Source organism: Massilia sp. TWR1-2-2 (assembly GCF_049897565.1).
Classification (GTDB): Bacteria; Pseudomonadota; Gammaproteobacteria; order Burkholderiales; family Burkholderiaceae_D; genus JAFCUW01.
In genome coordinates this window covers 1-25,618 of the sequence record NZ_JAFCWM010000042.1, presented here as the reverse complement: position 1 = coordinate 25,618, position 25,618 = coordinate 1, and the positions used below count along the sequence as shown (strand labels likewise).

19 protein-coding genes, 1 rRNA gene and 1 pseudogene are annotated in these 25,618 nt (G+C 64.3%); 16 read left to right on the top strand and 5 right to left on the bottom strand.

Annotated features, from left to right (window positions below):
* The 4 genes from rrf to ACP7DD_RS24170 form a co-directional block, all read left to right on the top strand.
* Positions 1-111: ribosomal RNA gene (gene rrf, locus ACP7DD_RS24185) — 5S ribosomal RNA — on the top strand; the annotation flags it as partial.
* Between the two features lie 427 nt (positions 112-538).
* Complete coding sequence (locus ACP7DD_RS24180; RefSeq protein ID WP_426177643.1) at positions 539-1,108, top strand: sugar O-acetyltransferase; 570 nt, start codon at positions 539-541, stop codon at positions 1,106-1,108.
* 122 nt (positions 1,109-1,230) lie between these two features.
* Positions 1,231-2,040 (top strand): alpha/beta fold hydrolase, encoded by an 810-nt coding sequence (locus ACP7DD_RS24175; RefSeq protein WP_426177641.1) that lies wholly within the window; start codon positions 1,231-1,233, stop codon positions 2,038-2,040.
* A 121-nt stretch (positions 2,041-2,161) separates the two neighbouring features.
* Positions 2,162-2,605 carry an MgtC/SapB family protein gene (locus ACP7DD_RS24170; RefSeq protein WP_426177639.1) on the top strand — a complete coding sequence of 148 codons (444 nt, stop codon included), beginning with the start codon at positions 2,162-2,164 and terminating at the stop codon, positions 2,603-2,605.
* A gap of 36 nt (positions 2,606-2,641) precedes the next feature.
* On the opposite strand, the gene ACP7DD_RS24165 is transcribed toward ACP7DD_RS24170, so the two are convergent.
* Together ACP7DD_RS24165 and ACP7DD_RS24160 are read right to left on the bottom strand one after the other, a co-directional pair.
* Entirely contained in the window at positions 2,642-3,634 is a 993-nt protein-coding gene (locus ACP7DD_RS24165) for a TraB/GumN family protein (protein ID WP_426177637.1), read from the bottom strand.
* 92 nt (positions 3,635-3,726) lie between these two features.
* Positions 3,727-4,429, bottom strand: a pseudogene (locus ACP7DD_RS24160) (iron chelate uptake ABC transporter family permease subunit).
* A gap of 122 nt (positions 4,430-4,551) precedes the next feature.
* On the opposite strand from ACP7DD_RS24160, the gene ACP7DD_RS24155 reads away from it, so the two are divergent.
* The 5 genes from ACP7DD_RS24155 to ACP7DD_RS24135 all read left to right on the top strand — a co-directional run bounded on the left by ACP7DD_RS24155 (position 4,552) and on the right by ACP7DD_RS24135 (position 11,179).
* Positions 4,552-6,006, top strand: a complete 1,455-nt coding sequence (locus ACP7DD_RS24155; RefSeq protein ID WP_426177636.1) for a DUF2868 domain-containing protein — start codon at positions 4,552-4,554, stop codon at positions 6,004-6,006.
* A complete protein-coding gene (locus ACP7DD_RS24150) occupies positions 6,003-7,475 on the top strand; it encodes a DUF3482 domain-containing protein (RefSeq protein ID WP_426177634.1) in 1,473 nt (490 codons plus the stop codon). The genes ACP7DD_RS24155 and ACP7DD_RS24150 overlap by 4 nt, the downstream gene beginning before the upstream one ends.
* 109 nt (positions 7,476-7,584) lie before the next feature.
* Positions 7,585-8,058: a cytochrome c-550 PedF gene (gene pedF / locus ACP7DD_RS24145; protein WP_426177632.1), complete on the top strand. Its 474-nt coding sequence runs from the start codon at positions 7,585-7,587 to the stop codon at positions 8,056-8,058.
* Positions 8,055-8,894, top strand: coding sequence for a substrate-binding periplasmic protein (locus tag ACP7DD_RS24140; RefSeq protein WP_426177630.1), 840 nt, complete (start codon positions 8,055-8,057; stop codon positions 8,892-8,894). Before pedF ends, ACP7DD_RS24140 begins: the two co-directional genes overlap by 4 nt.
* The gene (locus ACP7DD_RS24135; RefSeq protein WP_426177629.1) at positions 8,891-11,179 is read left to right on the top strand and encodes a TonB-dependent receptor; all 2,289 of its coding nucleotides are present in this window, start codon (positions 8,891-8,893) and stop codon (positions 11,177-11,179) included. Before ACP7DD_RS24140 ends, ACP7DD_RS24135 begins: the two co-directional genes overlap by 4 nt.
* 69 nt (positions 11,180-11,248) lie before the next feature.
* On the opposite strand, the gene ACP7DD_RS24130 is transcribed toward ACP7DD_RS24135, so the two are convergent.
* Positions 11,249-13,372 carry a TonB-dependent receptor family protein gene (locus ACP7DD_RS24130; protein ID WP_426177627.1) on the bottom strand — a complete coding sequence of 708 codons (2,124 nt, stop codon included), beginning with the start codon at positions 13,370-13,372 and terminating at the stop codon, positions 11,249-11,251.
* Positions 13,373-13,556: 184 nt separating this feature from the next.
* Between ACP7DD_RS24130 and ACP7DD_RS24125 the strand changes: the two genes are divergently transcribed.
* From ACP7DD_RS24125 to ACP7DD_RS24095, 7 genes are all read left to right on the top strand, one after another.
* Positions 13,557-14,486, top strand: a complete 930-nt coding sequence (locus ACP7DD_RS24125; protein WP_426177625.1) for a beta-propeller fold lactonase family protein — start codon at positions 13,557-13,559, stop codon at positions 14,484-14,486.
* A gap of 184 nt (positions 14,487-14,670) precedes the next feature.
* Positions 14,671-16,191 (top strand): aldehyde dehydrogenase, encoded by a 1,521-nt coding sequence (gene adh / locus ACP7DD_RS24120; RefSeq protein ID WP_426177623.1) that lies wholly within the window; start codon positions 14,671-14,673, stop codon positions 16,189-16,191.
* Positions 16,192-16,203: 12 nt separating this feature from the next.
* Positions 16,204-16,593 (top strand): DUF779 domain-containing protein, encoded by a 390-nt coding sequence (locus tag ACP7DD_RS24115; protein WP_426177621.1) that lies wholly within the window; start codon positions 16,204-16,206, stop codon positions 16,591-16,593.
* 68 nt (positions 16,594-16,661) lie between these two features.
* On the top strand, positions 16,662-18,362 hold the full coding sequence (locus ACP7DD_RS24110; RefSeq protein ID WP_426177644.1) for a PQQ-dependent methanol/ethanol family dehydrogenase: 1,701 nt from the start codon (positions 16,662-16,664) through the stop codon (positions 18,360-18,362).
* A 401-nt stretch (positions 18,363-18,763) separates the two neighbouring features.
* Entirely contained in the window at positions 18,764-19,918 is a 1,155-nt protein-coding gene (locus ACP7DD_RS24105; protein WP_426177619.1) for a porin, read from the top strand.
* A gap of 4 nt (positions 19,919-19,922) precedes the next feature.
* Complete coding sequence (locus ACP7DD_RS24100) at positions 19,923-22,022, top strand: 4Fe-4S binding protein (RefSeq protein ID WP_426177618.1); 2,100 nt, start codon at positions 19,923-19,925, stop codon at positions 22,020-22,022.
* A gap of 14 nt (positions 22,023-22,036) precedes the next feature.
* Entirely contained in the window at positions 22,037-23,017 is a 981-nt protein-coding gene (locus tag ACP7DD_RS24095; RefSeq protein ID WP_426177617.1) for an FAD:protein FMN transferase, read from the top strand.
* A 7-nt stretch (positions 23,018-23,024) separates the two neighbouring features.
* Here ACP7DD_RS24095 and ACP7DD_RS24090 read toward each other — a convergent pair whose 3' ends face one another.
* Both ACP7DD_RS24090 and ACP7DD_RS24085 read right to left on the bottom strand, forming a co-directional pair.
* Positions 23,025-24,980: a sigma-54-dependent Fis family transcriptional regulator gene (locus tag ACP7DD_RS24090; RefSeq protein WP_426177616.1), complete on the bottom strand. Its 1,956-nt coding sequence runs from the start codon at positions 24,978-24,980 to the stop codon at positions 23,025-23,027.
* Positions 24,981-25,066: 86 nt separating this feature from the next.
* On the bottom strand, positions 25,067-25,432 hold the full coding sequence (locus tag ACP7DD_RS24085) for a hypothetical protein (RefSeq protein WP_426177614.1): 366 nt from the start codon (positions 25,430-25,432) through the stop codon (positions 25,067-25,069).
* Positions 25,433-25,618: the final 186 nt, after the last annotated feature.

The window sequence follows — 25,618 nt, the reverse complement described above, 5'->3', positions numbered from 1 at the left end:
TGATGACCATAGTAAATCGGTACCACCCCTTCCCATCCCGAACAGGACCGTGAAACGATATTACGCCGATGATAGTGCTGCAACCAGTGTGAAAGTAGGTTATCGTCAGGCTAGTTATAGTAAAAAAACCCAGCAGAGATGCTGGGTTTTTTTTCGTCTGGAGAAAAACGACGCGTGCGCCCGCGACGGCCAAGGCCGCCACGAGTCGCGCTGTTTTTTTTCGTCTGATGATTTGTGCACCGCTGCGAAGATGGCAGGGATTCCAGCCTTCGCGGGAAGACGAAAATGGAGCTGCGTCCATAATTACATAATTACGTCGTGCTCGCCGCTGGCGAACGCGGCTTCCCGCGCTGTGCATCCCCGTTGAGGAAGAATGCCGTTGCAGGTCGAGCGTGGCCTGACCAGATCGCTCCCGTGAAACTGTTCCTTGGCGTGCGCGATCCAGCCTACAATCACGGCCTACCGAACTGATCCCCAATTCCTCGCGGCCCGGTTCACCACGTTTTCAAGCGAACCTGTAAGTGAAGTTTTGAGCGGTATGATGATCGCTATGACATTGTCCGAGAAACAAAAAATGTTGGCCGGCGAGTTGTATCGCGTGACCGATCCGGAGCTGCAGGCAGACCAGGCCGCGGCGCGCGCGTGGATGGACCAGTACAACGACCGCCAGGATGTGCCTGCCGAGTACGCGCGCGCCTTGTTGCTGGCTCGCTTGGCCGCGGTGGGCGAAGGCGCCATCATCCGCCCGCCATTCCATGTCGACTACGGGTTCAATATCACGGTGGGCCGCGGCGTTTTCATCAACTTCAACTGCGTTATTCTCGACGTGGCGCCGGTCGTGATTGGCGACTTTACGCAAATCGGCCCCGGGGTGCAGATCCTGGCAGCCGATCATCCGCGCAATCCGGTTGAGCGTGCGCAGGGAGCCGAATTTGGCCGTCCCATATTGATCGGCCAAAATGTCTGGATTGGCGGCGGCGCGCTGATTCTGCCCGGAGTGACGATTGGCGACAACGCCCTGGTCGGGGCGGGCAGCGTCGTCACGCGCGACGTACCGGAAGGCGTCACCGTCGTGGGCAATCCGGCCCGGGCATTGCCTGAAAGCTGATTCCCCGCAGCGGCTCATCCGTCTATTTTGCAAACTGTAGCGGCGTGATTACAGTTCATCGCATCCTCAATTGCCGGGCATTGTTTTTCTGTAACGATAAGCTTTCACTATCCTCCGAAGCCGTGTTCCCGACCTCACGAATCAATATCGCTTTCGTGGTTGCAGCTTGCGTCTGTGTCCCCGCATTCGCCGCCGCTGAAAAGGCCAGCATCGACACGATTGACGGTCGCAAGGTCGAATCGGTGACGATCAAGCATCCTTCCGCCAACGTGGTCATCGTGTTCGAGAGCGGCCTGCGCGGCACGCTGGAGAAATGGGATAAGGTGCTCGACGCAGTCAGTCCGAATGCGACGGTATTTGCCTACAACCGTCCCGGCTACGCGCAAAGCGACGCCACCGATGCGCCGCGCGACGGTGCGACGATCGTCGAGCAGCTGCGCCAGGTATTGAAGCAAAAAGGCCTCGCCCCGCCGTACATACTGGTTGGCCATTCGCTTGGCGGCCTTTACATGCAGCTGTTCGCACGCCGCTATCCGAACGAAGTGCAGGGCATCGTCCTGGTTGATTCCCTGAAGCCGAAAATGGTGAAGAAGCCGGAGTCTTTACCGCTGACCACCCGCATCGGCAAGCAGCTGTTCTTTTCCGGCACAGTTGGTCGCGAGATCGATCGCATTTACGACACTGGCGAAATCGTCGCGGCACTGCCGGGCATTGATCATATGCCGATGATCAAATTGATCAACGCGCCGAAGTCGGCAACTGCGATCCCCGTCGATTTCGGCGCCTTCAATCGCGACCCGGCGACCGTCGCTTTCGTCCGCGGCCTGTACCCGAATGCCAAAAAGGTGGTTGTCGATTCGGACCATCAAATACAAAGCGCCAATCCGGAAGTGGTGGCCACCGCGATCGCCGAGATCATCGGTAGTCGCTAAGCAAAAAACCGTCGGCGCTCACGCTTCCTGATTCACGGCGTGCGCCATGGAAACTTCAAAACTGTCATGATCGAAGCCGCGCAAAATAGGGGATCTAACCGTGTGGTGGCAAAGAAGTTGGTTGACCGTTCAGCAGGAATTTTCTGATCTGGGCGATGCAGAGGACATCACGCGTTTGTGCGTGCGACTGCTGGTGGCAGTACTGCTTGGCGGCCTGCTCGGTTACGAGCGCGAATCGGTAGGCGCCTCGGCCGGCCTGCGCACACACATGCTGGTGTCGCTGGGATCGGCGCTGTTCGTGCTGATTCCTTTGCAGGCAGGCATGAATCTGCAAGACCTGTCGCGCGTGCTGCAGGGCATCACTGCCGGCATCGGCTTTCTCGGCGCCGGCGCCATCCTGAAGCTGACCGATGAAAATCAGATCATCGGTCTGACGACCGCGGCGAGCATCTGGCTGACCGCCGCCGTGGGCATCGCGGCCGGGATGGGCAGGGAAGGCACCGCCGTCGTCAGCGCCTTGTTTGCCTTCGTCATCCTGTCGCTGCTGCGCGCGCGGCAAACCTGATCGCCGGACGCCGACGAGCCAGCTAAGCGGGCCGCGTCACTCCGGCTGTTCGACCAGATATCCTTTGGCCTGCAGCGCCGCCACCAGCCCGCTCGGGTTCATGATCTGCGACACCGGCAACAACGCCAGCGTGGACTTGTTGGTGGCCAGCGATTTTTCCGCGACCGCCAGCCACCGCTCGCGTCGGCGCTGGTCCAGCGATTCGGCCCCCTTCAGCGACTTTACCCAGCTGCTGTTGGTAAATGCTGCGGCGCACGCTTGCTCCTGGTCTGGATAAGTCAGTTTGCGCATCGTGTCGATGTCGCCGATGGCCCAGGCAGTGGCCCGCACCCGCATGGCGTCGACGTCCACCTCGAGGCGGTCGATGGTCTTGGAAAAACAATCGAGGTCGTCGAGCGTTGCCTTCTTGAAGTCGCGCACCGCGCCGCGCGGGTTCTCCAACCGCACCGAGACACTGACAGGCGTAAATTGCACGCCCTTGTCCTTCGCCATCTTCTGGATGGAGTTGATAACGTCCCGGTCCGACCCCAGTCCCGACTGCTTCAGCGCCTTGCTGAACAATTCCTGCGCGGCGAAAATCGGTCGCTCCGACTCGACATCGGAATCGGCGCCGATGTAGCGCTCCTTCAACGGCGTCCAGCGCGCGTACACATCGGCCGGCACCACTTGCTGCAAGCTGGCGCCATCGGCATTCTTCTTCACGCCGATCACGAACGGCAATGCGGTGAGCAGGTTCAGGCTGTTCGACCAGCCGACCGACACCCCCGCGCCGGGCAGGCCGAGCAGTTCTTGCGACTGGGACAGCACGCTTTCCACCTGCCGCGAGCGCCATTCCATCTTCGCCGGCAATGGCGCATAGGTGCCGAAGATCCACAGCACGCGATCGTCTTTCGACACTTTCCACAAGCCGGGGCCGGGGCGCTGCCCGACCACGACGATTTTTTCAGGTTCAACAACCGGTTCGCTTTGCGACCAGGCCGGCGCGGTCAGTACAACGAGGCATACGGTGGAGAGCAATCGAGGCAACATGGTGGGATCCTGAACATTTCGACAGCGGATAGTACCGCCATTACTCGGGATATTGATAAAATAAACAGCTTGTTACACTGACATGCATATGCCTAGGCGCCCGGCTGCACCGGCACGAAGATGCGACGAGCGCCATGGGCGACGATTTCGATCGGGTGACCGAGGTAACGCGACAGCGCCGGCGCCGTCATCACCTCACCGATCGGGCCGGCTTCCCAGCAACCATCGCCCATCGGCAGCAATGCATGGCTGCACGCCTGCTGCGCCAGGTTCAGACCGTGGCCGATCGTGACGGCGGTCTTGCCCTGTTCGCGGCACAGCCCGGCGATCGGCCGCATCGGCGCGCCGCCGAGGTCGCCGATCATCCAGAACACCATGCCGCGCAGCCGGCTTTCCGGCGCGATCGACAGCATCAACGTCACCATCGCCGTGCAGGCCGACGACAGGATCACGCCGGTCAGCCGCAGCAGCGAGGCGCCACCGGCCGCGGCCGAGCGCGCCCATCGGCGGCCAGCGGATTGCGCAGCAGCGCCTGCATCATGACGCCGGCCAGCGACAGGGCGCCGCCGGTGACGAACGCGACCAGCGCGCGCGACAGCCGCAGTTCGAGCAAGGTGGCCGCCATCGTGTCGGCCTTGCCATGCATTAGTTCACCAAGCGCGGCCGGCATGTCCGTCAGCGGCACCACGACCGAACCGGTCATGCCGACAGGCCGAGGCTGCAAGCGGCGAGCACGACTAGCGTGCCGATCACCGCCATCGAACGCTGGCGCGGGTCGCGAAAGAACGGATGCATCGGGCTCCTTCTGCCTGTGAAACCCGGCCATTATATGGCGCGCGCCACGGCTTAACCGTGCGCGCCCAAAGTACGGCACAATTGGCACTTCAATATTGTCGTTTTATACAACCGGGATGGGCATGAACGAACAGGTGGCAAGCGACGTGGTGCTGGTGCGGGCGATCGAAACGACGGATCGCAAGCACGAGATCCTCAGCGACGACGATCGCATGTACGCCAGCCGCAGCGCGAAGGAACTGGCCGAGTGGCAAGCCGCCGACAGCAAGTCGGCGGTCACGGCCGACCATTTCCTGCAGCAGCGCTCCGAGCAGATCCTCAAGCGCCTGGCCGAGCGCACGCCCGCGTTCGCCGCTTTTCGCCAGCGCGGCGCCGGCTGGAGCGGCCTGACGATCGGCCTGGCGCTGGCCGCGCTGCTGATCGGCGCCGGCGTCGACCGCATTGGCGATCCGCACCGCGTCGATCTGCTGTCGGCGCCATTGCTGGCCATCATCGCCTGGAACCTGCTGGTCTACCTGATCCTGCTCGCCTGGCTGTTCGTGCCTGGCCACAAGACCGGCTGGGCCAGCGAAGCGATGCTGCGCCGCCTCAGCGCCGGCGCCGCCGCGCTGCCGCGCAAGATGCCGTCGGTGCTGTCGGCCGCGCTGACCGACTTCATGGCCGAGTGGGCCCGCCTCAGCGGCAAGCTGACCCATGCGCGCCTGGCCCGCACGATGCACCTGGCGGCCGCCATGTTTGCCGCGGGCGCGGTGCTGTCGTTGCTCGCGCGCGGCCTGCTGACGCAGTACCGCGCCGGCTGGGAAAGCACCTTCCTCGATGGCGCGCAAGTGCACCAGATATTGTCGGTGCTGTTCGCGCCGGCCGTGGGGCTGTTCGGCCTGCAAGGCTTTACGGTGGCCGACATCGACGCGCTGCGCTTTACGCAAACGCCGTCGGCCAGTGGCGGCAAGCAATGGGTGCTGCTGTACGCAGCCACCATCGCGTTGCTGGTGATCCTGCCGCGCCTGGTGCTGGCCGCCGTTGCGCACTGGCGCGCGCGCAGCATCGCCGCCAGCTTCCCGCTCGACCTCGAGCAGCCGTATTTCCGCAAGCTGAGCGGCAAGATTGGCGGCGTGCCTGGCGTGCTGCGCGTGCTGCCGTACAGCTTCACGCTCGACGAAGCGCGCGACAAGGGCCTGGCCGCGGTGGCCACGATGCTGCTCGGCGAACAGGCGCGCCTGATGCTGCGCCCATCCAGCGCCTATGGCGACGAGCCGCAGGACGCCCTCGGCGACACCCGCCTCGACGACCCCGCCAACAGCATGACGGCGGTGCTGTTCAACCTGGCCGCCACGCCGGAAACGGAAAACCATGGCGCCTTCCTCGAACACCTGGTGCGCGCCTCGCCGCGCGGCCTTGTGGTGCTGCTCGACGAATCGTCGCTGGTCGAACGGATGGGCTCGCAACTCGACGCCAAGCGCCGCATCGACGAGCGCATCGCGCTGTGGCAGCAATTCTGCGGCCACCATCAGCTGCAGGCCCGCGTCGTCAACCTGCTCGATGCGCAGGCGCGCCCGCTGGAACAGGGGGCCGCATGACTACCACCCCGGTGCATATCCAGTTCGCGCTGATATCGCATACCAACAACGGCAAGACCACGCTGGCGCGCACGCTGGTTGGCATCGACGTCGGCGAAGTGCGCGACGCCGCCCACGTCACCGTGTTTGCCGAATCGCACACCTTGCTGGCCACGCCCGAAGGCGATTCGCTGCAGCTGTGGGACACGCCCGGCTTCGGCGATTCCGTGCGGCTGCTGCGCCGCCTAGCCATCGCCGGCAACCCGATCGGCTGGTTCGTGCGTGAAGTGTTCGACCGCTATCGCGACCGAACGTTCTGGCTCAGCCAGAATGCGCTGCGCACCGCCAAGGATGCCGCCGACGTGGTGCTGTACCTGGTCAATTCGGCCGAGCATCCGCGCGACGCCGGCTACCTGCCGGCCGAAATGAAAATTCTTGAGTGGCTCGACAAACCCGTGGTCGTCTTGCTCAACCAGATGGGCCCGCCACGCCCTGCTGCCGACGAACTCGCCGAGCAGGCGCTGTGGAAACAGCACCTGGCGCAGTATCCGATCGTGCGCGACGTGCTGGCGCTCGACGCCTTCGCCCGCTGCTGGGTGCATGAGCGCGTCTTCTACGAAGCGGTCGGCAAGTTGCTCGACCCTGCCAGCCAGCAAGGCTACGCGCGCCTGTTTGCCGTCTGGGAAGCGAACAACGCCGACCGTTTCCACCGCGCGATGGACATCACCGCGCAGCAACTGCTGGCGGCGGCGCGCGACAGCGAACCGGTGGCCGACGCGCCGACATCGCTGCTGCGCTCGGCCCTGAACGCGGTGAAGTTGCGCAAGGCCGGCGACCCGGGCCAGGAGAAGGCGATGGCCGCCTTGCTCGAGCGCCTGAACAGCCAGATCGGCGCCGCCACCGGGCGCTTGCTGGCCCTGCACAGGCTCGACCCCAGCGAAGCGGGCAAGATCAACGCGCGCGTGCGCCAGAATTTCGCCATCCGCGCGCCGGTCGACAAGGCCCAGGCCGGCCTGATCGGCGCGGTGCTGTCGGGCGCGGCGACCGGCTTGTCGGCCGACGTCATGGCCGGCGGCCTGACGCTGGGCGGCGGCGCCTTGCTCGGCGGCGTCATCGGCGCGCTGACGTTTGCCGGCGCCGCCTGGGGCTTCAACGCCAGCACCGACCGCAACCATCCAATGGTGCAGTTCGCTGACGAATTCCTCAGGTCGCTGTTAGTAGCGAGCATCTTGCGCTACCTGGCCGTCGCCCACTTCGGCCGCGGCCGCGGCAACTTCGTCGACAGCGAAGCGCCGGCGTTCTGGCAAGACGAGGTCGAGCGCGCGGTAGCCATGCATGCCGACGCGCTCGGCAACATCTGGCCGGATGTGCGCGACGAAGCCGATGCCGACAAGGCCAGGGCGCAGCTGGAAGAAGTGGTGATCGGCATCGCCGCGCGCACGCTGGAAAAATTATACCCTGGCTCGCCGCTGTTCCGGGACCTGTTGTAACAGCTGTCCCGAATTGGAACAGTTGTGCCGCCGGTACTGGGCACGACGCTTGGCATGGCAATTGCTCGTATCTGATTATCCACTCACCATAATCAGCAGGAGACAAACCATGTGGCACTCGCCCCGTACTATCGCCGCCGTGCTCGCACTTGCAGCGACGGCGCTCACTTCGCTGTACGCCGCAGCTCACGGCAACGTCACTCCGCAAAGCGTCGACACTACCGGCCTGCCGGTATTGGGCGACAAATGGCGTGATGAGAATCCGTACAAGGCGAACAAGCTGGCCTTGAAGATCGGCGCCTCTGCATACAACCAGAACTGCGCGCGCTGCCACGGCATCGAAGCGATTTCGGGGGGCATCGCGCCGGATCTGCGTCTGCTGGAAAACGACTGCGTCGGCATCAAGAACGATGCCAAGAAGGCCGCGTGCTTCAAGGAGATGGACAGCTACTACCTGGCGTCGGTTCGCAGCGGCAAAGTGCGCAATGGCGCGGTCTACATGCCGCCGTTCGAGGGAGTGTTCAACCAGGAGGCGATGTGGGCCATCAAGACCTACCTGGAAACCCGCCGCGAGACCAAATGATGCGCTCCGCCGCAATGTTCCGCGCAGTCTGCCTGGCGATCGCGCTATCGTGTTCCGGCCTGGTCGTGCCCTCTGTCGCGCGCGCCGATTGGCAGAAGATTCAGGAGTCGGGCATCCTCAAGGTGGCGATCTATAACGAGTTCCTGCCGTTCTCCGACAATGGCGCCGGGATCGACGTCGAGCTGGCCGCCGCGCTGTCGGCCAGGCTTGGGCTGAAACTCAAACTGCTGCCTTTCACGGCCGGCGAAAACCTTGGCGACGATTTGCGCAACATGGTGTGGAAGGGGCACTACCTCGGCTATGGGCCGGCAGACGTCATGCTCCATGTGCCGGTCGATAATCGCCTGATGGCCGAAAACGACAAGGTGACTATTTTCGCCCCTTACCATGTGGAGACGGTGCGCCTGGTGCGCAGCGCGAAAACGGTGCCCGCTTTCGACGGACTCGATGCGCTCGCCGGCAAGCGCATCGGCGTCGAGAAGGTATCGATCGCCGCCATGGTGATGCTTGGCGAGGGTAACGGCAAATTCCGCGACAACGTGCGCATCTACGATACCGCCACTGCAGCCGTTGTCGCGCTCAAGGCCGGCGAGCTCGATGCCGTGCTCGCCAACCGGTCCGAAATCGAAGCGGTGATGCAAGGCGACGCCGCCTTCCCGCTGCATGACGTGTCTTTTCAGCGGCTGCCGCGTTCCGGGTGGGCGGTCGGCATGGCGGTGCGCAAGGACGATGTCGAAATCGCCAGGCGGCTGCAGGCGGCGATCAACGAGATGGCCGGCAACGGCGCGCTGAAAGCGATCTTCGCAAAATATGGAGTGCAGGTCGTCAAGCCATGAGGCACGCGGCGATGCTCGCCTTGCTGGCCGCGCAGCAGGCGGCGGCCCAGGACCATCCAACGGTGGCGATGCTGCGCGTCGAGGTGGTCGGCGTCGCGCCGCAGCCGGGACTGGGGATCGATCGTGACATGCTGGCGTACCAGGTGCAGAGCGCCAACGCCAAGACGATCCGGCAGGCGCAGGCAGGCAACCTGGGCGAGTTCATGGCGCGCAACCTGAGCGGCGTGAACGTCAACGAGATTTCGGGCAGCCCTTTCCAGAACGACGTGACCTTCCGCGGTTTTCGCGCCTCCGCCGTGCTGGGAGCGGCGCAAGGCATGTCCGTGTACCTCGACGGCGTGCGCGTCAACGAGCCGTTCGGCGATGTCGTCAATTGGGACATGCTGCCGGAAGCGGCGATCGGCAGCGTCTTGCTGGCGACTGGATCGAATCCGCTGTACGGCCTGAACACCCTGGGCGGCGCGCTGGCGCTGACCACCAAGTCGGGCCACAGCGCCCTTGGCTTCGACGCCGAATTGAGCTTCGGCAACAACGGCCAGCGCCGCTTCGATGTTACTTATGGCACGAAGCTGGACCAGCACTGGCATGCGCTGCTGGCGTCGACCGCGTTCGACGATGCCGGCTGGCGCGACCATTCGGCCGGCCGGCTCGGCAACCTGTTCTTCAAGCTCGGACATGCGCGCGGCGTCACCGACTGGAGCGTGTCGGTGCTGGCCGGCAACAGCCGGCTGCGCGGCAATGGCCTGCTGCCGAGCGCGCGCTGGACCGACGACGGGCTGCGCGACGGCTTGTACGAAGACAACCGGCGCGCTGCCTACACCTTTCCCGACGAGACGCGCAACCGGCTCGGACAACTGATCTTCAACCTGCGCCACAAGCTCGGTGCAGACGCGCAGCTGTCGGCCACGGCATATGGCCGCTCGAGCCGGCGCGACACCGTCAACGGCGACGCAAACGACGACTTCGGTGAATATGTGGCCAGGTGCTGCCGTGATCGCGCCACGGCAGGGTGCGGGGACGTGCCCGCGCACACGGCGGTATTCAACACGACCAGCACGCGCCAGCGCAGCGCTGGCGCGGCGCTGCATTGGAGCGCGGCCAGCGCTCACCATCAGCTTGGCGCCGGCGTCACCGTTGACCGCAACCGGGTCAGCTTTGCCCAGTTCGCGCAAGGAGCGTCCTTCAGCGCCGAGCGCGCGGTGCTGGCAGATGCGAACGCGCTACGCGAACCGGCATCGTCGGTGGTCGGTGCCGCGCGCCTGTTCGGGCTGTACGCCAGCGACACCTGGACCGTGCGCGCCGGTACCCATCTGAGCGTGTCGGCGCGCTTCAACCACGCGCGCGTCGGCAACACGCTCTCCAACGACAACGGCCCGCAGCCGGCCGAAGCCTTCAGCTACCGCAAGCTCAATCCCGCCATCGGCATCGCGCACGAAGTTGGCGCCGGCGCCACCGCGTTCGCCAGCATCGGGCAGGGAAACCGGGTGCCGACCGTGATCGAACTCGGTTGCGCCGATCCGGCACAGCCATGCCGGCTGCCGGCCGGCCTGCAATCGGATCCCTTCCTCGAGCAGGTGGTGTCGCGCACGGTGGAAGCTGGCCTGCGCTGGCGCAGCGATGCCGCCTCGTTGTCGTTGTCGCTGTACCGTACCGGTAACACCAACGACATCTTGTTCCTCAGCGCGGGCACACGCCAGCATGGCTACTTCAAGAATTTCGAACGTACGCGCCACCAGGGACTGGACTTCGCCGCCAGTGGGCAGTTCGGCCGGTTCGACGCTCGCCTCAGCTACAATTACCTGCAGGCGGTGTTCGATGCGGACGGCCTGCTGTTTACCGGTGCGCGCAATGTCAGCGTCACGCGCGGGACGCGCCTGGCCGGCCTGCCGCGGCATACCTTCAAGCTCGGCCTCAACTGGAAGGCGGGAACCGCGTGGACTGTCGGCGCCGACGGGCAGGCGATATCGAGCCTGGTCACGCAGGGAAATGAAGACGGATTGTTTGCCGATGCAACGCCGGAAGCGGCAGCGAAGAAGGCCGACTGGAGCATCCGCGGCTTTGCCCTGCTAAACCTGCGCGCCAGCTACCGGCTGGGACCACACTGGGAACTGTTCGCCCGCGTCAACAACGTCACCGGCCGCCGCTATGAAACGTATGGCGCGGTCGCCACCGACCTGTTTCCGAACGGCCGCCAGCTGGATGGGCCGATCGATGCGGCGCCGGCCCGCTTCGTCGCGCCAGGCGCGCCGCGCGCGGTAGTAGCCGGTATTCGCGCCAGCTTCTGATCCGGCAGCCGGCGGTGGAAACGATGTGCTGGCACTGCTGGCCCCATTTGTTCGGGTGGCCTGCGGCGCTTAGAACGCGTACTGCGCGCTGACTCCCGCCATCCAGTTGCGGCCGGGGGCGGCTTCGTAATAGCGCTTGTTGGCATCGCCGATAATCAGCGAACCGACGTACTTCCGGTCCATCAGGTTATTCACCCGCACGAACTGCTTGAAGCGCCACTGGCCCAGCTGCTGCTTGGCATTGAAGCGCGCATTGACCACCGCATAGCCGGGAGCCGGAATCTCGCTGTTGGCGTCTTCGGCATAGACCTTGCTGCTGGCCATAGTATCGAGCGCGGCGCCGAAGCGGTCGGCCGCATCCTTCCACGCCAGTTCGGCGAACAGGTTTGCGTTCGGCACGCCTGGCAGGCGGCTGCCGGCCAGCACGCTGCCGAACCCCTGGTCGTACACTGCGCGCAGAGCCGTCAGCGCGAGCCGTCCGCTGAAACCGGCGCCAAAACTGGTGTCGAGCGACAGTTCGGCGCCCTGGCGCAGCGTTTTGCCGGCGTTCTTGTAGCTGGTGCGTCCGCCGGCGGAGGAGTCGACCACGAGTTCATCGCTGGTGCGAACCTGGAACAGCGCCGTGTTGATCCGGGTGTTCGATCCGACGATCGCCTTCAGCCCCGCCTCGACATGCATGCTCTCGGCCGGCTTCAGGCCAAAGTTGAAACCGGCGCCGGCGCCCGAGTAGAACAATTCGTTCAGCGTCGGCGTCTCGAAGCCGCGCGCGGCGCTGGCGTACACGTTCAGCACAGGGCTCACTTTGTACAGCACACCCAGCACCGGCGTGGTGTGGCGATAGTCGACACTGCCGCTGTCGTTGCCGTTGCTGGTGTAGCGGTCGCTCACCGCGATCTTCATGCGCGTGTGGCGCACCGCGCCGGTCATCACCCACGAGCCTGTCGCCCATTCGGCCTGCAGGTACGGATCGACACTGGACAGGGTGTCCTGCTCGTCGCGCCGCGGCGCGCCGACCACGCCGAACTGGTTGCCGATGAAATTTTCGAAGCCGCGGCGGGCGTCGTCCGACTTGCCGTAATCGACCCCGAAAGTCGTCGTCAGCTTGCCGGCGCCGAGTGCGCGCACGCTGGTCCAGTGGATGTCGGCGCCATGGAAGTCGCGGTCGAAGTCGACCACGCCGCCCGAGTGCGTCGGCGGCACCTGGAACGCTTTCGAGAACGACTGGAACTGGGTCACCTGGCGATTGCCGCCGTAGACCATCACGTGCAGGCGGTCGTCGCCGAAGCGCTGGTCGAAGGCCAGGCCGGCCTGCTGATGATTGATGTCCTTGCGGGTGTCGTAGCGCGCGGCCAGCGTGCGCTTCGGCGTCGCCGTATCGGTGGCGTCGATTTCGCCGGCGCGCGGATCGCGTTGATACGTCCCCCACGTCACACCGAGCGGATCCTGGGTGCCGTCCTGGCGCAGCGAGTTGGCCACCAGCGTCAGCTTGCCCCCCGTGTTGGGCGCCATCGTCAGCTTGACGAAGCCCTGATCGCGCGTGGCGGCGCTGTGGTCGCGATAGCCGTCTGTCTCGAAGCGCGAGGCGTCGATGACGTAGCCGAGCGCGCCGCTGCTGCCCTGGGCGCTGAGATCCGCCTTGCGGCTGCCATAGCTGCCGCCGGACAGGTTCAGTTCGACCGTTGGGCGGCCTTTTCCGTCGCGCGTGAACAGCTGGATCACGCCGCCCGAGTGGTTGCCGTAGATGGCCGAGAAGGGGCCGCGCAGCACCTCTATCCGTTCGGCCATGTCGAGGTTGAACGAGGACGGCTGGCCCTGGCCGTCCGGCATGCTGGCCGGTACGCCGTCGCTGATCAGGCGCACGCCGCGCACGCCGAACGCCGAGCGCGCGCCGAAGCCGCGCGACGAAATCTGCAGGTCCTGCGCGTAGTTCTGGCGGTTTTGCGCGACCAGGCCGGGCACCGAGGCCAGCGCCTCGGAGGCGTTGACGCGCGTCTGGCCGTCGCGGATGCGGGCGCCGTCGACCAGGTCGATCGATGCCGGCAGGTCAAAACTATTGTGCTCGATGCGGCTGGCGCTGACCACCACCACGTCTGCCAGCACAGGAGCGTCGGCGGCGCACACGGCCGGCGCGATGATGGTGGAGCCGGCGGCGAACAGGCTGGTCATGGCATTCAGGCGAAACGGGTGCGGCATGGTGATCTCCATTGATGTGATATCGGCGCTCGCCGGGGCACGCAGGTGCCGGCAAGTCTCGACTCGCCATAAGCAATATACCTGCCATGCCCGATGTTGCGCCGCACACTTGGGTGGCACGGCGCTTGCAGCATGGGCTGTCAAAGCACGCGCAGCCGCGCGCGCGACTTGTGGAGGAGCACCCATGAAAACCTCGTTGATGTTGTTGCTGGCGCTGGCGAACTACGTCCACGCGGCGCCGTTCGCCTACGTGCCGAACGAGAAATCGGGCACCGTCAGCGTAATCGACACCGCCACCGACACGGTGGTGCGCGAGATTGCCGCCGGCAAGCGCCCGCGCGGCATCGCCATCGATCCGTCCGGCCAGCGCCTGTACCTTTCCGACGCCGCCAGCGGCGCCTTGCTGACCGTGGCAACAAGCGACGGCGCGACCCGGTCGATGCCGCTCGGTAAGTCGCCGGAAGGCGTCGGCATCTCCGCCGACGGCCGCTACGTCGCCGTCGCCGTCGAGGAGAGCAACAGTGTCACCTTGTTCGATACGCATACCGGCGCCCAGCTCGCCGACATCAGGGTCGAAGGCGAAAACCCTGAACACGCGGTGTTCAGCCCGGACGGGCGCTATCTGCTGGTCAGCGCCGAAAACGCCCGGCAGGTCGACGTGATCGATGTTTCCCTGCGCCGCCAGACGGGCGCCATCGCGGTCGGCGCGCGCCCGCGCGGCATCGGCTTCGCGCCCGATTCGAGCCGCGCCTACGTTGCGTGCGAACTGGTCAACGCGGTGTACGTGGTCGACCTGGCGACGCAGCGCGCGCTGGCCACCATTCCGGCCGGGAAAAATGCGAATGGCATCGCCGTGCATCCGAGCGGCAAGCAGGTGTACGTGTCGAACGGCACCGACGGCAGCGTGATGGTGATCGACACCGCCAGCAACAGCGTCAGCGCCACCATCGCGGTCGGCAAGCGTCCGTGGAACATGGCGCTCACGCCTGATGGCGCCAAGCTGTACGTCGCCAACGGCCGATCCAACAGCGTGTCGGTGATCGACACCGCCAGCGCGCGCAAGCTCGCCGACATCGAGGTGGGCGAACTGCCTTGGGGCGTGGTCATCCGTTGAACCGTAACGTGACACCTGTTCCATTCTGGATCATGTGTTCGCCACCGTGATGCATGCAGCGTGCATCGAGCTCCTATGCGGGCGCGGTCGGCGGGGCGCTGGCACGGTGCTTGCGAATCACGGTTGTACTCAACACGACTCCGTCGAACCGACGGTTTAACAACCACACCACTCAGAGGACGACATGAATCTCGCGGACATCAGCAAACTGGGCGTCGCCAACCCGTTCAAGCAGCGCTACGACAACTACATCGGCGGCAAGTTCGTCGCCCCGGCCAAGGGCGAGTACTTCGCCAACATCACCCCGATCACCGGCCAGCCGTTTTGCGAGATCGCGCGCTCCAGCGCCGAAGACATCGAGCTTGCGCTGGACGCCGCGCACGCCGCCAAGGATGCCTGGGGCAAGACGTCGCAGGCCGAGCGCGCCAACATCCTCAACAAGATTGCGGACGTCATGGAGCAGAACCTGACGCTGATCGCCACTGCCGAGACGATCGACAACGGCAAACCGATCCGCGAGACGATGGCGGCCGACATCCCGCTGGCGATCGACCATTTCCGTTACTTTGCCGGTTGCATCCGGGCCCAGGAAGGTTCGGTCGCGCAAATCGACCACGAAACCTACGCCTACCACTTTCACGAGCCGCTCGGCGTGGTCGGCCAGATCATCCCGTGGAATTTTCCGATCCTGATGGCGGTGTGGAAACTTGCGCCCGCGCTGGCCGCCGGCAACTGCGTCGTGCTCAAGCCGGCCGAACAGACGCCGGCATCGATCATGGTGCTGATCGAACTGATCGGTCATCTGCTGCCGCCCGGCGTGCTCAACATCGTCAACGGCTTTGGCCTCGAAGCGGGCAAGCCGCTGGCGTCGAACAAGCGCATCGCCAAGATCGCCTTCACCGGCGAGACCGGCACCGGCCGCCTGATCATGGGGTACGCCGCGCAGAACCTGATCCCGGTCACGCTCGAACTGGGCGGCAAGTCGCCCAATATTTTCTTCGCCGACGTCATGGACGCCGATGACGACTTTTTCGACAAGTGCCTGGAAGGCTTCACCATGTTTGCGCTGAATCAGGGTGAGGTATGCACCTGCCCATCGCGCGTGCTGATCGAGGAGTCGATCTATGACAAGTTCATCGAACGGGCGCTGAAACGCGTGGCCGCCATCAAGCAGGGCAATCCGCTCGATTTGTCGACAATGATCGGCGCGCAGGCCTCGCAGGAGCAGCTCGAGAAAATCCTGTCCTACCTGGACATTGGCAAGCAGGAAGGTGCCGCGGTGCTGGCCGGCGGCGCACGCTTCGACCAGGAAGGCGACCTCAAGGACGGCTACTACGTCACGCCGACCGTGTTCAAGGGCGACAACAAGATGCGCGTCTTCCAGGAAGAGATCTTCGGGCCGGTGGTGTCGGTCACGACGTTCAAGGATGAGGCCGACGCCATCCGCATCGCCAACGACACCTTGTACGGGCTGGGCGCCGGGTTGTGGACGCGCGACGGCTCGCGTGCGTTCCGGGTCGGGCGCGCCATCCAGGCCGGCCGCGTCTGGACCAACTGCTACCACCTGTATCCGGCGCATGCCGCGTTCGGCGGCTACAAGCAGTCGGGAATCGGGCGCGAAAACCACAAGATGATGCTCGACCACTACCAGCAGACCAAGAACCTGCTGGTGAGCTACAGCCCGAAAGCGCTCGGATTTTTTTAAGGAAACCAGCCCATGAACGACGCGCTCGACCGGGTTGTCGCCACCGACGCCGCCCTGCAGATGATTGCCGAACTGCGTGGCCGGCACGGCCCGCTGATGTTTTTCCAGTCCGGCGGTTGCTGCGACGGCAGTGCGCCGATGTGCTATCCGGCCGGCGAGTTCGACGTCAGCGAGACCGACGTCTACCTCGGCAACCTGGACTGCGCGCCGTTCTACATGGGGCTGGAGCAGTTCGCTTACTGGGAACATACCCAGCTGATCATCGATGTGGTTGCCGGCAACGGCGGCATGTTTTCGCTGGACAACGGAACAGGGCGGCGCTTCCTGACGCGCTCGCGCCTGTTCACCGATGAGGAGTTTCGTCTTCTGAGCACCCTGACGGTGAACGGTCGCGAAAAATAATTTACAAGAAAGAGGAGAAGATTGTGAAAAGAATAGTCGTCACGGGATGCCTGCTCGGCGTGAGCGCAATGTCAATGGCGCACGCAGCTGACGTCACCAGCGCCATGCTGTCCAACACCGCCAAGGACCCGAAAAGCGTGCTGTCGTTCGGCATGGGCACCGAGGGCCAGCGCTATTCGCCGCTGACCCAGATCAACACCAAGACCGTTGCGAAACTGACGCCGGCATGGTCGATGTCGTTTGGCGGCGAAAAGCAGCGTGGCCAGGAGTCGCAGCCGCTGATCCATAACGGCAAGATGTTCGTCACCGCCTCGTACTCGCGCATTTTTGCGGTCGACCTGAAGACCGGCGCCAAGTTGTGGAAGTACGAGCATCGCCTGCCGGACGGCATCATGCCGTGCTGCGACGTGGTCAACCGCGGCGCCGCGCTATACGGCAACCTGGTCATCTTCGGCACGCTCGACGCCCAGCTCGTCGCGCTCGACCAGGACACCGGCAAGGTAGTGTGGAAAGAAAAGATCGGCGACTATGCGGCGGGCTACTCGATGACGGCCGCGCCCCTGATCGCCAAGGGCCTGCTGCTGACCGGTAACTCCGGCGGCGAGTTCGGCATCGTCGGCAAGGTCGATGCGCGCGATCCGATGACGGGCCAACTGGTGTGGTCGCGCCCGACCGTCGAGGGCCACATGGGCCATCGCTACGATAAGGCCGGCAAGGAAAGCGACAACGGCATTTCCGGTACGGTCAACAAGACCTGGCCGGGCGAGCTGTGGAAAACCGGCGGCGCCTCTACCTGGATGGGCGGCACCTATGACGAGCAGACCGGCCTGGCCTACTTCGGCACCGGCAACCCGTCGCCGTGGAACAGCCACCTGCGTCCTGGCGACAACCTGTACTCGTCGTCGACCGTTGCGCTCGACGTGACCACCGGCCAGATCAAGTGGGCCTACCAGAGCACGCCGAACGACTCCTGGGACTTCGACGGCGCCAATGAATTTGTCACGTTCGACATGGATGGCAAGCGCTACGGCGGCAAGGCCGACCGCAACGGGTTTTTCTACGTCATCGATGCCACCAGCGGCAAGCTGCAAAACGCCTTCCCTTTTGTCAAGAAGATCACGTGGGCCAGCAGCATCGACCTGAAGACCGGGCGGCCGAACTTCATTGCCGCCAACCGCCCGGGAGATCCGACCAAGGGTGAGGACGGCAAAAAAGGCAGCACCGTATTCTCGGCGCCGGCCTTCCTTGGCGCGAAGAACCAGATGCCGATGGCCTACAGCCCGCAGACGAAATTATTCTATGTACCGGCCAATGAGTGGGGCATGGACATCTGGAACGAGCCGATCAGCTACAAGAAGGGCGGCGCCTTCCTTGGCGCCGGCTTCACCATCAAGCCGCTGTTCGACGATTACATCGGCGCGATGCGCGCGATCGATCCGAAGACCGGCAAGATCGTCTGGGAAATCAAGAACAGTGCGCCGCTGTGGGGTGGCGTGATGAGCACCGCAGGCGGCCTCGTGTTCTACGGCACGCCGGAAGGCTTCCTCAAGGCGGTCGACGCCAACACCGGCAAGGAACTGTGGAAATTCCAGACCGGCTCGGGCGTGGTGGCGCCGCCGGTGACCTGGATCGACGGCGATACCCAATACGTCGCGGTCGTGTCCGGCTGGGGCGGTGCGGTGCCGCTGTGGGGAGGCGAGGTAGCCAAGAAGGTCAACTTCCTCGAGCAGGGCGGTTCGGTATGGGTATTCAAGCTGGCCAAAGGTTGATGGTGTAGCCGCTTGGCGGTGCCGTGGGTCGATGAGGTCTCCGGGGCTTGCGGCGGGCGGTTTTTGTGGCGGCTTCGGCCGCCATTTTTTTGCCCCCAACGCTGGGGTCAGGTCTGACATTCGGACATCGTCGTGGGGTCAGGTCTGACAGAGGGGGGATGTCAGACCTGACCCCAGCGATTGGGTGCTGCGGTCACGCGCTGACAAGACAGACCTGGCCCTCGAAATTTGTCCAGAGCGATCTAAAACAGAACAGCCGCGCCGCGGATTGATTCGATCCGGCACAGCTTGCGCATGGATCCGGCCGCGTTGTGGATGCATCTGGTGGGCACGCAAATTGCCATGGACGGGGTACATCAAGACGATGTGCTCACGAACCATAAAAGATGAAGGAGAGACGGATGAAGAACGTATTCCTGTTGACCGCGCTGGCCGCGGCAAGCCTGCAAAACGCCCACGCAGTCGATATCAAATCGGGCGACTGGACCGTGTCGGTGGGCGGCATCGTCAACGCCTATTACACCGCCGTTTCGTGCTCGGGCGATGCAGTCGGCGGCCTGGCGCTGGGCGACAAGGGACTCGGCTGCGGCGGCCAGGGCGACCGCACCACCATCGGTAACGGCCTGCTGCCAAATGGCCTGGTCACCTCCGCCTTGTCGACCCAGGGCGGCTACGACGTCAAGGCCCTGATCGGCATCTACAACTCGACCGCGACCGACAGCGCGATCGGGCAGAACAGCGTGGTCGACGTGCGCCAGGCCTTCTTCACGTTCGGCAACGCGCAGATGGGTACGGTCAAGCTCGGCCGCGACTACGGCATCTTCGGCGCCAATGCCATCCTCAGCGACATGACCCTGCTCGGCGCCGGCGCACCAGTGCAGGCGACGCAGCGCGGTCGCGTCGCGCTCGGCCACATCGGCGCCGGCTACACCTACCTGGGAAACTACGGCCAGATGACCTACAGCACGCCGAAGTCGGCATCCGGCATTGGCTTTGACATCGGCTTGATGAGCCCGGTTTCCGACACGCCGATCCTGTCCGCCCCGGTGTACACCGCCAAGTCGAGCCCGCAGGTGCAGGCGCAGGTCACGTTCGCGCGGGACGGCTTCAAGGCCTGGCTCGGCGCCAAATCGCAGAAGTTCACGTCGGTCACTGCCGGCGTGCGCGACCTGACCATGACCGGCGTCGAAGCAGGGGGCTCGTTTACCGCCGGCGCCTTCAACGTGCTGGCCAATGCGCAGGGCGGCAAGGCGCTCGGCATCCTGTCCGACGCCGACCAGGGCGACACCAAGTCGAAGAACTACCTGCTGCAGGCGACCTTCAAGACCTCCGACAACCTCAAGCTCGGCGCCAGTTACGGCATCAGCGCGAACGACGACAACACCGCCGGCACGGGTGGCCTCAAGTCGAACGCCAACCTGACCGTGGGCGCCTACTACTCGCTCAACAACCTGATCACCCTGGTTGGCGAAGTCGGACAGACCCGCTCGAAGGCGTTCAGCGGACGCTCGGCGCGCATGAACGGCGCGGCGCTCGGCGGCATCATTTTCTTTTGACCACGTGCGTCGCCACCTGCTCCTGTCGTTCTGGCTGGCGCTGCTGTGCAGCTGCCTGCCTGCGCGCGCCGGCGTGCTCACCAGGCCTGAACTGGTGAAGCGCTTCCCGGCGCCGCTGGTGGTCGGCGACAAGCAGACCGACCTGCCGATATGGCCGCTGTTCAAGCAGAACGCGACCGCCACCGAACTGGTCGGCTATGTGTTCGAATCGATCGACCTGGCGCCGGTGCCCGGATTCGCCGGCGTGCCGATCAACCTGCTCGTGGCGATCGATCCGAAGGGCAGCTTCCTCGACGTCGCGGTGCTTTCTCATCATGAACCGGTGTTCCTGGACGGCCTCGGCGAGGCGCCGCTGTTCGCCTTCGTCGCCCAGTACCAGGAGCTCTCGCTCAAACAGAATATCGTCATCGACAGCAAGACCAAGCGCCTGCGCGGGCCCGACGCCGGCCACGCCTACCTGGACGGCGTGTCGAAGGCGACCGCTTCCGTGCGCATCATCCACCAGAGCGTGTTGTCGGCGGCCCTCAAAGTGTCGCGCAAGAAGCTCGGCTTCGGCGAGGGGAGCGATCCGGACCAGATCGCGCGCATTCGCGCCGACATGTTCGAACCGATGAGCGTCGCGCAGCTGCTCGACGCCGGCCTGGTCCGCCATCTGCGCGTCACCAACCGCGACGTCGAGAAGTTGTTTGCCGGCAGCACCGGCGCCGGCCTCGATGCGGGAGCGCTGGCACACCCGAACGCTGTCTTCATCGACCTGTACCTGGCGGTCGCCTCGGTGCCCACGGCCGGCCGCAATGTCCTTACCGCCGCCAGCTGGAAAAAGTTGCATGACCGGCTGGAGGCGGGCGACCATGCGCTGCTGGTGATGTCGTCAGGCCGGTACAGCATCCTCGCCGACGATTTCGTCCGCGGTAGCGTGCCCGACCGGCTCGTGCTGAAACAGGACAAGCTGCCGATCGACATGCGCGACCTCGACCTGGAGCTGGCATTGGCGGCCACTGGCCCGCTGCCCGCCGCCAGCGTGACGGTGCTGCGCGTCATCGGCCAGGCCGGCCTCGATCCGGCACGGCCCTTCGACTTCACGCTGCCGATAACGCGTTTCAAGGGCATCGTCTATCCGGAGCGGATCACCCGCGACATCGCATTTTCCGTGCAGGTGCCGGCGCAGTTCACCGTCGCGCCGGAGGCCAGCAACAAGTCCTGGCCAGGCATCTGGTCCAGCCGGCGCGCCGAGCTGCTGGTGCTGGCTGCCGCGCTTGCCGTGCTGAGTGCGGCGCTGCTGCTGCAGAAGCGGCTGACCGCCCACGGCGCCCGCTTCGCTTGGTTCCGCGCCGGCTTCCTGCTGTTTACGATCGGCTTCATCGGCTATTACGCGCAAGGGCAGCTGTCCATCGTCAATCTCACCGGCGTGCTGCAGGCCCTGCTGGCGCATCGCAGCCTCGCCTTCATGATGTTCGATCCGATGACGGTGGTGCTGTGGGGCTTCACCGCGGTGTCGCTGCTGGTGTGGGGCCGCGGCACTTTCTGTGGCTGGCTGTGCCCGTTTGGTGCGCTGCAGGAGGCGACTGGAAAGCTCGCGCAGTGGATCAAGCTGCCGCAACTGCGCATCCGCCCCCGCAGCGATGCGCGCCTGAAGCTGATCAAGTATCCGCTGCTGGCCATGATCCTTGCCAGCGCCTGGCTGGCGCCGGCACTGACCGACAAGCTGGTCGAATTCGAGCCGTTCAAGACCGCCATCACGCTCAACTTCGTGCGCTCCTGGCCGTACGTGGCCTACGCCGTCGCGCTGCTGCTGGCGAGCATGTTCGTCTACAAGTTTTTCTGCCGCTACCTGTGCCCGTTCGGCGCGGCGCTGGCGCTGCTCGGCAGGTTTCGCGTGCTCGACTGGATCCCGCGGCGCGCCGAATGCGGCGCCCCTTGTCAGACCTGCCGTCACCGCTGCGACTACCAGGCGATTACGCCGGCCGGCGACGTCAGCTACGACGAGTGCTTCCAGTGCATGGATTGCGTGGTGATTTACGGCAGCGATAAAAAATGCGCGCCGCTGATCATGGAAGTCAAACGCGCGCGCACCATTGCGATTGTGCGCGCGATCAATTCGTAAAAAGGGAGGAGTGCATGTTGCGTCGAAAATTTCTTGCCGCGTCGCTCGGAACGATGGCTTCCGCGATGGCGCCGCCGTCGATCCAGCGCACAGGCCAGCTGTTTACCGGCGCCACCCTGGCGTTCGGCACGACGGTCAGCGTGTCGGTGGTGCACGATGACGAGCGCCAGGCCGCTGCCGCGATCCGCGACGCGCTCGACCAGGCCACCCAGGTGGATCGCCTGATGAGCATCTACAATCCCGCCAGCCAGGTGTTCCAGCTCAACCGCGACGGCGTGCTCGCGCAGCCGCATCCACATCTTCTGACCGTGCTGCGCCAGGCGCAGGCGCTGTCGGAAATGACGCGCGGCGCCTTCGATATCACGGTCCAGCCCTTGTGGCAGGCGTATCGCAACGCCGCCGACCAATCGGCGCTGCCGTCGCCGCGGCAACGCCGCCAGGCGAAGCTGCGCGTGGACTGGCGCCGGCTGGCGATAAGCGCCGAGCGGGTCAGTCTTGGCAAGGCGGGCGCCGCCATCACGCTCAACGGCCTGGCGCAGGGCTATGCCGCCGACCTGGCAATGGCCGCCGTGCGCGCGCGCGGCATTGAGCACGCGCTGCTCGATACGGGCGAATTCAGCGCGCACGGCAACAACGGGCGCCACCCATGGACGCTCGGCGTGCTGCACCCGCGCGACAACGATGCGCTGGCCGCGGTGCTGTGCCCGCACGGACGCTGCGTCGCCACGTCCGGCGACTATGCGTCGACGTTCACGCCCGATTTTGCCCACCATCACATTTTCGATCCGACCACCGGCGACTCGCCGCCAGAACTGGCCAGCGCGACGGTGCTGGCGCCGACCGCATTGCTGGCCGACGGCCTGTCGACGGCGTTCATGGTGATGGGTGCGCGCAAGGCCCACGCGCTGGCCCGGTCGCTTCCCGCCGTCGACCTGATGACGATCAACAAGCGCGGCGTGGTGTGGAAGTCGCCCGCCTTCCCGCCGGCGGCCTGACATGTGCTTACTTAAGGTGGGGCACCTTGCGGTAGATGGTGTTGCGCGACACGCCGAGCGCACGCGCGGTCGCCGACACGTTGCCGCCGTGCGCTTCGAGCGACTTGACGATGCACGAATGCTCCATTTCGTCGAGCTTGGCGCCGGCGGCGATCATCTTGTCGGCGTTCCCGCCCGGATCGACGGCAGGATGCATGTCGATGTCGTCGAGGAAATCGTCCGGCATGTGGCGCAGGCTGATTTCGCATTCGTCGCCGGCCATGATGATCGCGGTGCGCAGCAGGTTGGTCAGTTGGCGAAAGTTGCCGGGCCACTTGTGGCGCATGAACATGAACAGCACTTCTCCGGACACGGAATAGCGGCCGCCATTCGACTCGGTCGCCAGGATTTTCTTGACGACGATCTCGAGGTCGGTACGCTCGCGCAGCGGCGGCAGCTTGACGACCAGCCCGTTGAGCCGGTAATACAAGTCTTCGCGGAACAGGCCCTTGGCGATGCGGTCGCGCAGGTTGTGGTTGGTCGCGCAGATCAGTTCGACATTGACCGGTATCGACTTGGCGCTGCCGAGTGGGGTGACCACGCGTTCCTGCAGCACGCGCAGCAGGCGCGCCTGCAGCCCGAAAGGCATGTCGCCGATCTCGTCAAGAAAGAGGGTGCCGCCGTTCGCGGCCAAAATCTTGCCGATCGATCCCTTCTTGCGCGCGCCGGTGAACGCGCCGTCCTCGTAACCGAACAGTTCCGACTCGATCAGCGTTTCCGGGATCGAGGCGCAGTTGACCGCCACGAAGGGCCCCATCGCGCGCGGCGAATCGTTGTGGATCGCCTGCGCCAGCAATTCCTTGCCGGTGCCCGTTTCCCCCATCACCAGGATCGGAATGTCGCGACCGAGAACTTTGTTGACCTTGGCAATGACCTGTTCAAGCTGGGGATCGCCGGTATTCAGGTAGCGCAGCCCCGACAGCCGGCGCGCGTTGGCCGCTTGCGCCGCCTGCGACGCCGCCGTCGCCTGAGAGACCGCGAGACTGCCGCGCTCGTTGTTGCCGGACAAGGCCTGTACCTCGTTGCGCAGTTGTAGCTGGGCGCGCCCATACACGCGCACGCCGCTGTGCATGCACAGGTTCAGCAACCCTGGCGCGGCGGTGCGGTAATGGTCGAACATGGCCGACACCGGCATGCCGAACAGCGAACTGAAGGTATGCGACTGCAGCGCCGAGAACGACAGCCCCAGCTGAAACAGGCCATTTCGGTTCGCCGACAGAAACCGCCCGCCTGGCGTAAATGAGGCGATGCCTTCCATCAAAGTACCGATGAATTCCTGGCGCGCATGGAAATGCAGCGTGATCGAATCCTCGAACGAGGCCGAGAACAGCTGGTTTTCGATCATCAGCGCCGACATGCGGACGAGGGCCATCGTATGCTTGTGGAAGCTGCGCTGGTCGCCCGATACGTCAAGTACGCCGATCACATTGCCCTGGTGGTCGGCAATCGGTGCCGCCGAGCAGGTCAGGAAATGGTTCGCTTGCAGGTAGTGCTGGTCCGCATGGACCACTGTGGCAGTGTTTTCCGCGATCGCCGTACCGATTGCATTGGTGCCTTTGCTCTCCTCCGACCACGCGACGCCCGGCTGCAAGGCCACCCGGCTGGCTTTCTCGAGGAAGTCGTCATCGCCCAGCGAATGCACGATCACGCCCTTCGCATCGGTGAGGATCACCATATTGTGGGTGTTGACAATCTGCTGGTACAGCGTTTCCATCACCGGCACCGCATGGGCGTGCAGCAGGCGGTTCTGCGCGATGAGCATCGACAGGTCGTTGCGGGCCAGCGGACTGAAATCAGGCCGCGCGCCAGGGCACAGGCCATACGACAGCGAGCGCTGATGGGACGATTCAATTATCACAGGCATGTTTTCGTCCCCGCGTACGACTGCCGGACCTCGCAGGTCCGGGCCAGCTTGATGTTCCATGATGTGTCTCCGGTTCGGCCCTTGGGGGCTCTCTATGTGGAATCGCGCTGTACCAATTTGTCACACCTGCGCCGTGAATGAACAATCTACGAACCGCTGAGCGCGTTCTTGTTCTGGCCCCTGCCATGAATGTCATCCCGGCTGCCCTCGTTGTCAAGGAATTGCGGCGAAAAACGTGCGCCCACGCGGTGGATGTAGCAAGCTTGATGCCATCTGTCGTTTGCCGCCCCAGAAAAAAACTTGCGGGCGCCGACACCGTTTGCTATAGTTCGCCTCCCCGATGAAATGGTTAACAAAATCAAGTAGTTGACGACGGTTGGGGCGCTCCGAAAAGGGTGTCGCAGGAAAAAAAGAAGTTGACGAATCGAGCTAAACGCTTCATACTCTTTCTTCTTCGCGGCTGATGAACACAACGCTTCATCAGCAAGCCGCAAGCAGGCAGTACCGAACAAGTTCTTTAAAAATTAACAGTCGATAAGTGTGGGCGTTTGATGAAGGTGCCAGTGACTTCGGTCGCTGAAAACTTAAATTATCAAATGTTCACAAAGAAGAAATATAGGCGCTTCGCAAGAAGTGGCCTGTCAGTATTTTGAGTGAGCGACCTACCAGCAATGGTAGTGCCAGAAATGGCAACAAAC

Coding starts and splice junctions, on each gene's coding strand:
- ACP7DD_RS24180 (WP_426177643.1), top strand. CDS start 539: ATGATGATCGCTATGACATTGTCCGAGAAACAAAAAATGTTGGCCGGC.
- ACP7DD_RS24165 (WP_426177637.1), bottom strand. CDS start 3,634: ATGTTGCCTCGATTGCTCTCCACCGTATGCCTCGTTGTACTGACCGCG.
- ACP7DD_RS24155 (WP_426177636.1), top strand. CDS start 4,552: ATGAACGAACAGGTGGCAAGCGACGTGGTGCTGGTGCGGGCGATCGAA.
- ACP7DD_RS24150 (WP_426177634.1), top strand. CDS start 6,003: ATGACTACCACCCCGGTGCATATCCAGTTCGCGCTGATATCGCATACC.
- pedF (WP_426177632.1), top strand. CDS start 7,585: ATGTGGCACTCGCCCCGTACTATCGCCGCCGTGCTCGCACTTGCAGCG.
- ACP7DD_RS24140 (WP_426177630.1), top strand. CDS start 8,055: ATGATGCGCTCCGCCGCAATGTTCCGCGCAGTCTGCCTGGCGATCGCG.
- ACP7DD_RS24135 (WP_426177629.1), top strand. CDS start 8,891: ATGAGGCACGCGGCGATGCTCGCCTTGCTGGCCGCGCAGCAGGCGGCG.
- ACP7DD_RS24130 (WP_426177627.1), bottom strand. CDS start 13,372: ATGCCGCACCCGTTTCGCCTGAATGCCATGACCAGCCTGTTCGCCGCC.
- ACP7DD_RS24125 (WP_426177625.1), top strand. CDS start 13,557: ATGAAAACCTCGTTGATGTTGTTGCTGGCGCTGGCGAACTACGTCCAC.
- adh (WP_426177623.1), top strand. CDS start 14,671: ATGAATCTCGCGGACATCAGCAAACTGGGCGTCGCCAACCCGTTCAAG.
- ACP7DD_RS24115 (WP_426177621.1), top strand. CDS start 16,204: ATGAACGACGCGCTCGACCGGGTTGTCGCCACCGACGCCGCCCTGCAG.
- ACP7DD_RS24110 (WP_426177644.1), top strand. CDS start 16,662: ATGTCAATGGCGCACGCAGCTGACGTCACCAGCGCCATGCTGTCCAAC.
- ACP7DD_RS24105 (WP_426177619.1), top strand. CDS start 18,764: ATGAAGAACGTATTCCTGTTGACCGCGCTGGCCGCGGCAAGCCTGCAA.
- ACP7DD_RS24095 (WP_426177617.1), top strand. CDS start 22,037: ATGTTGCGTCGAAAATTTCTTGCCGCGTCGCTCGGAACGATGGCTTCC.
- ACP7DD_RS24090 (WP_426177616.1), bottom strand. CDS start 24,980: ATGGAACATCAAGCTGGCCCGGACCTGCGAGGTCCGGCAGTCGTACGC.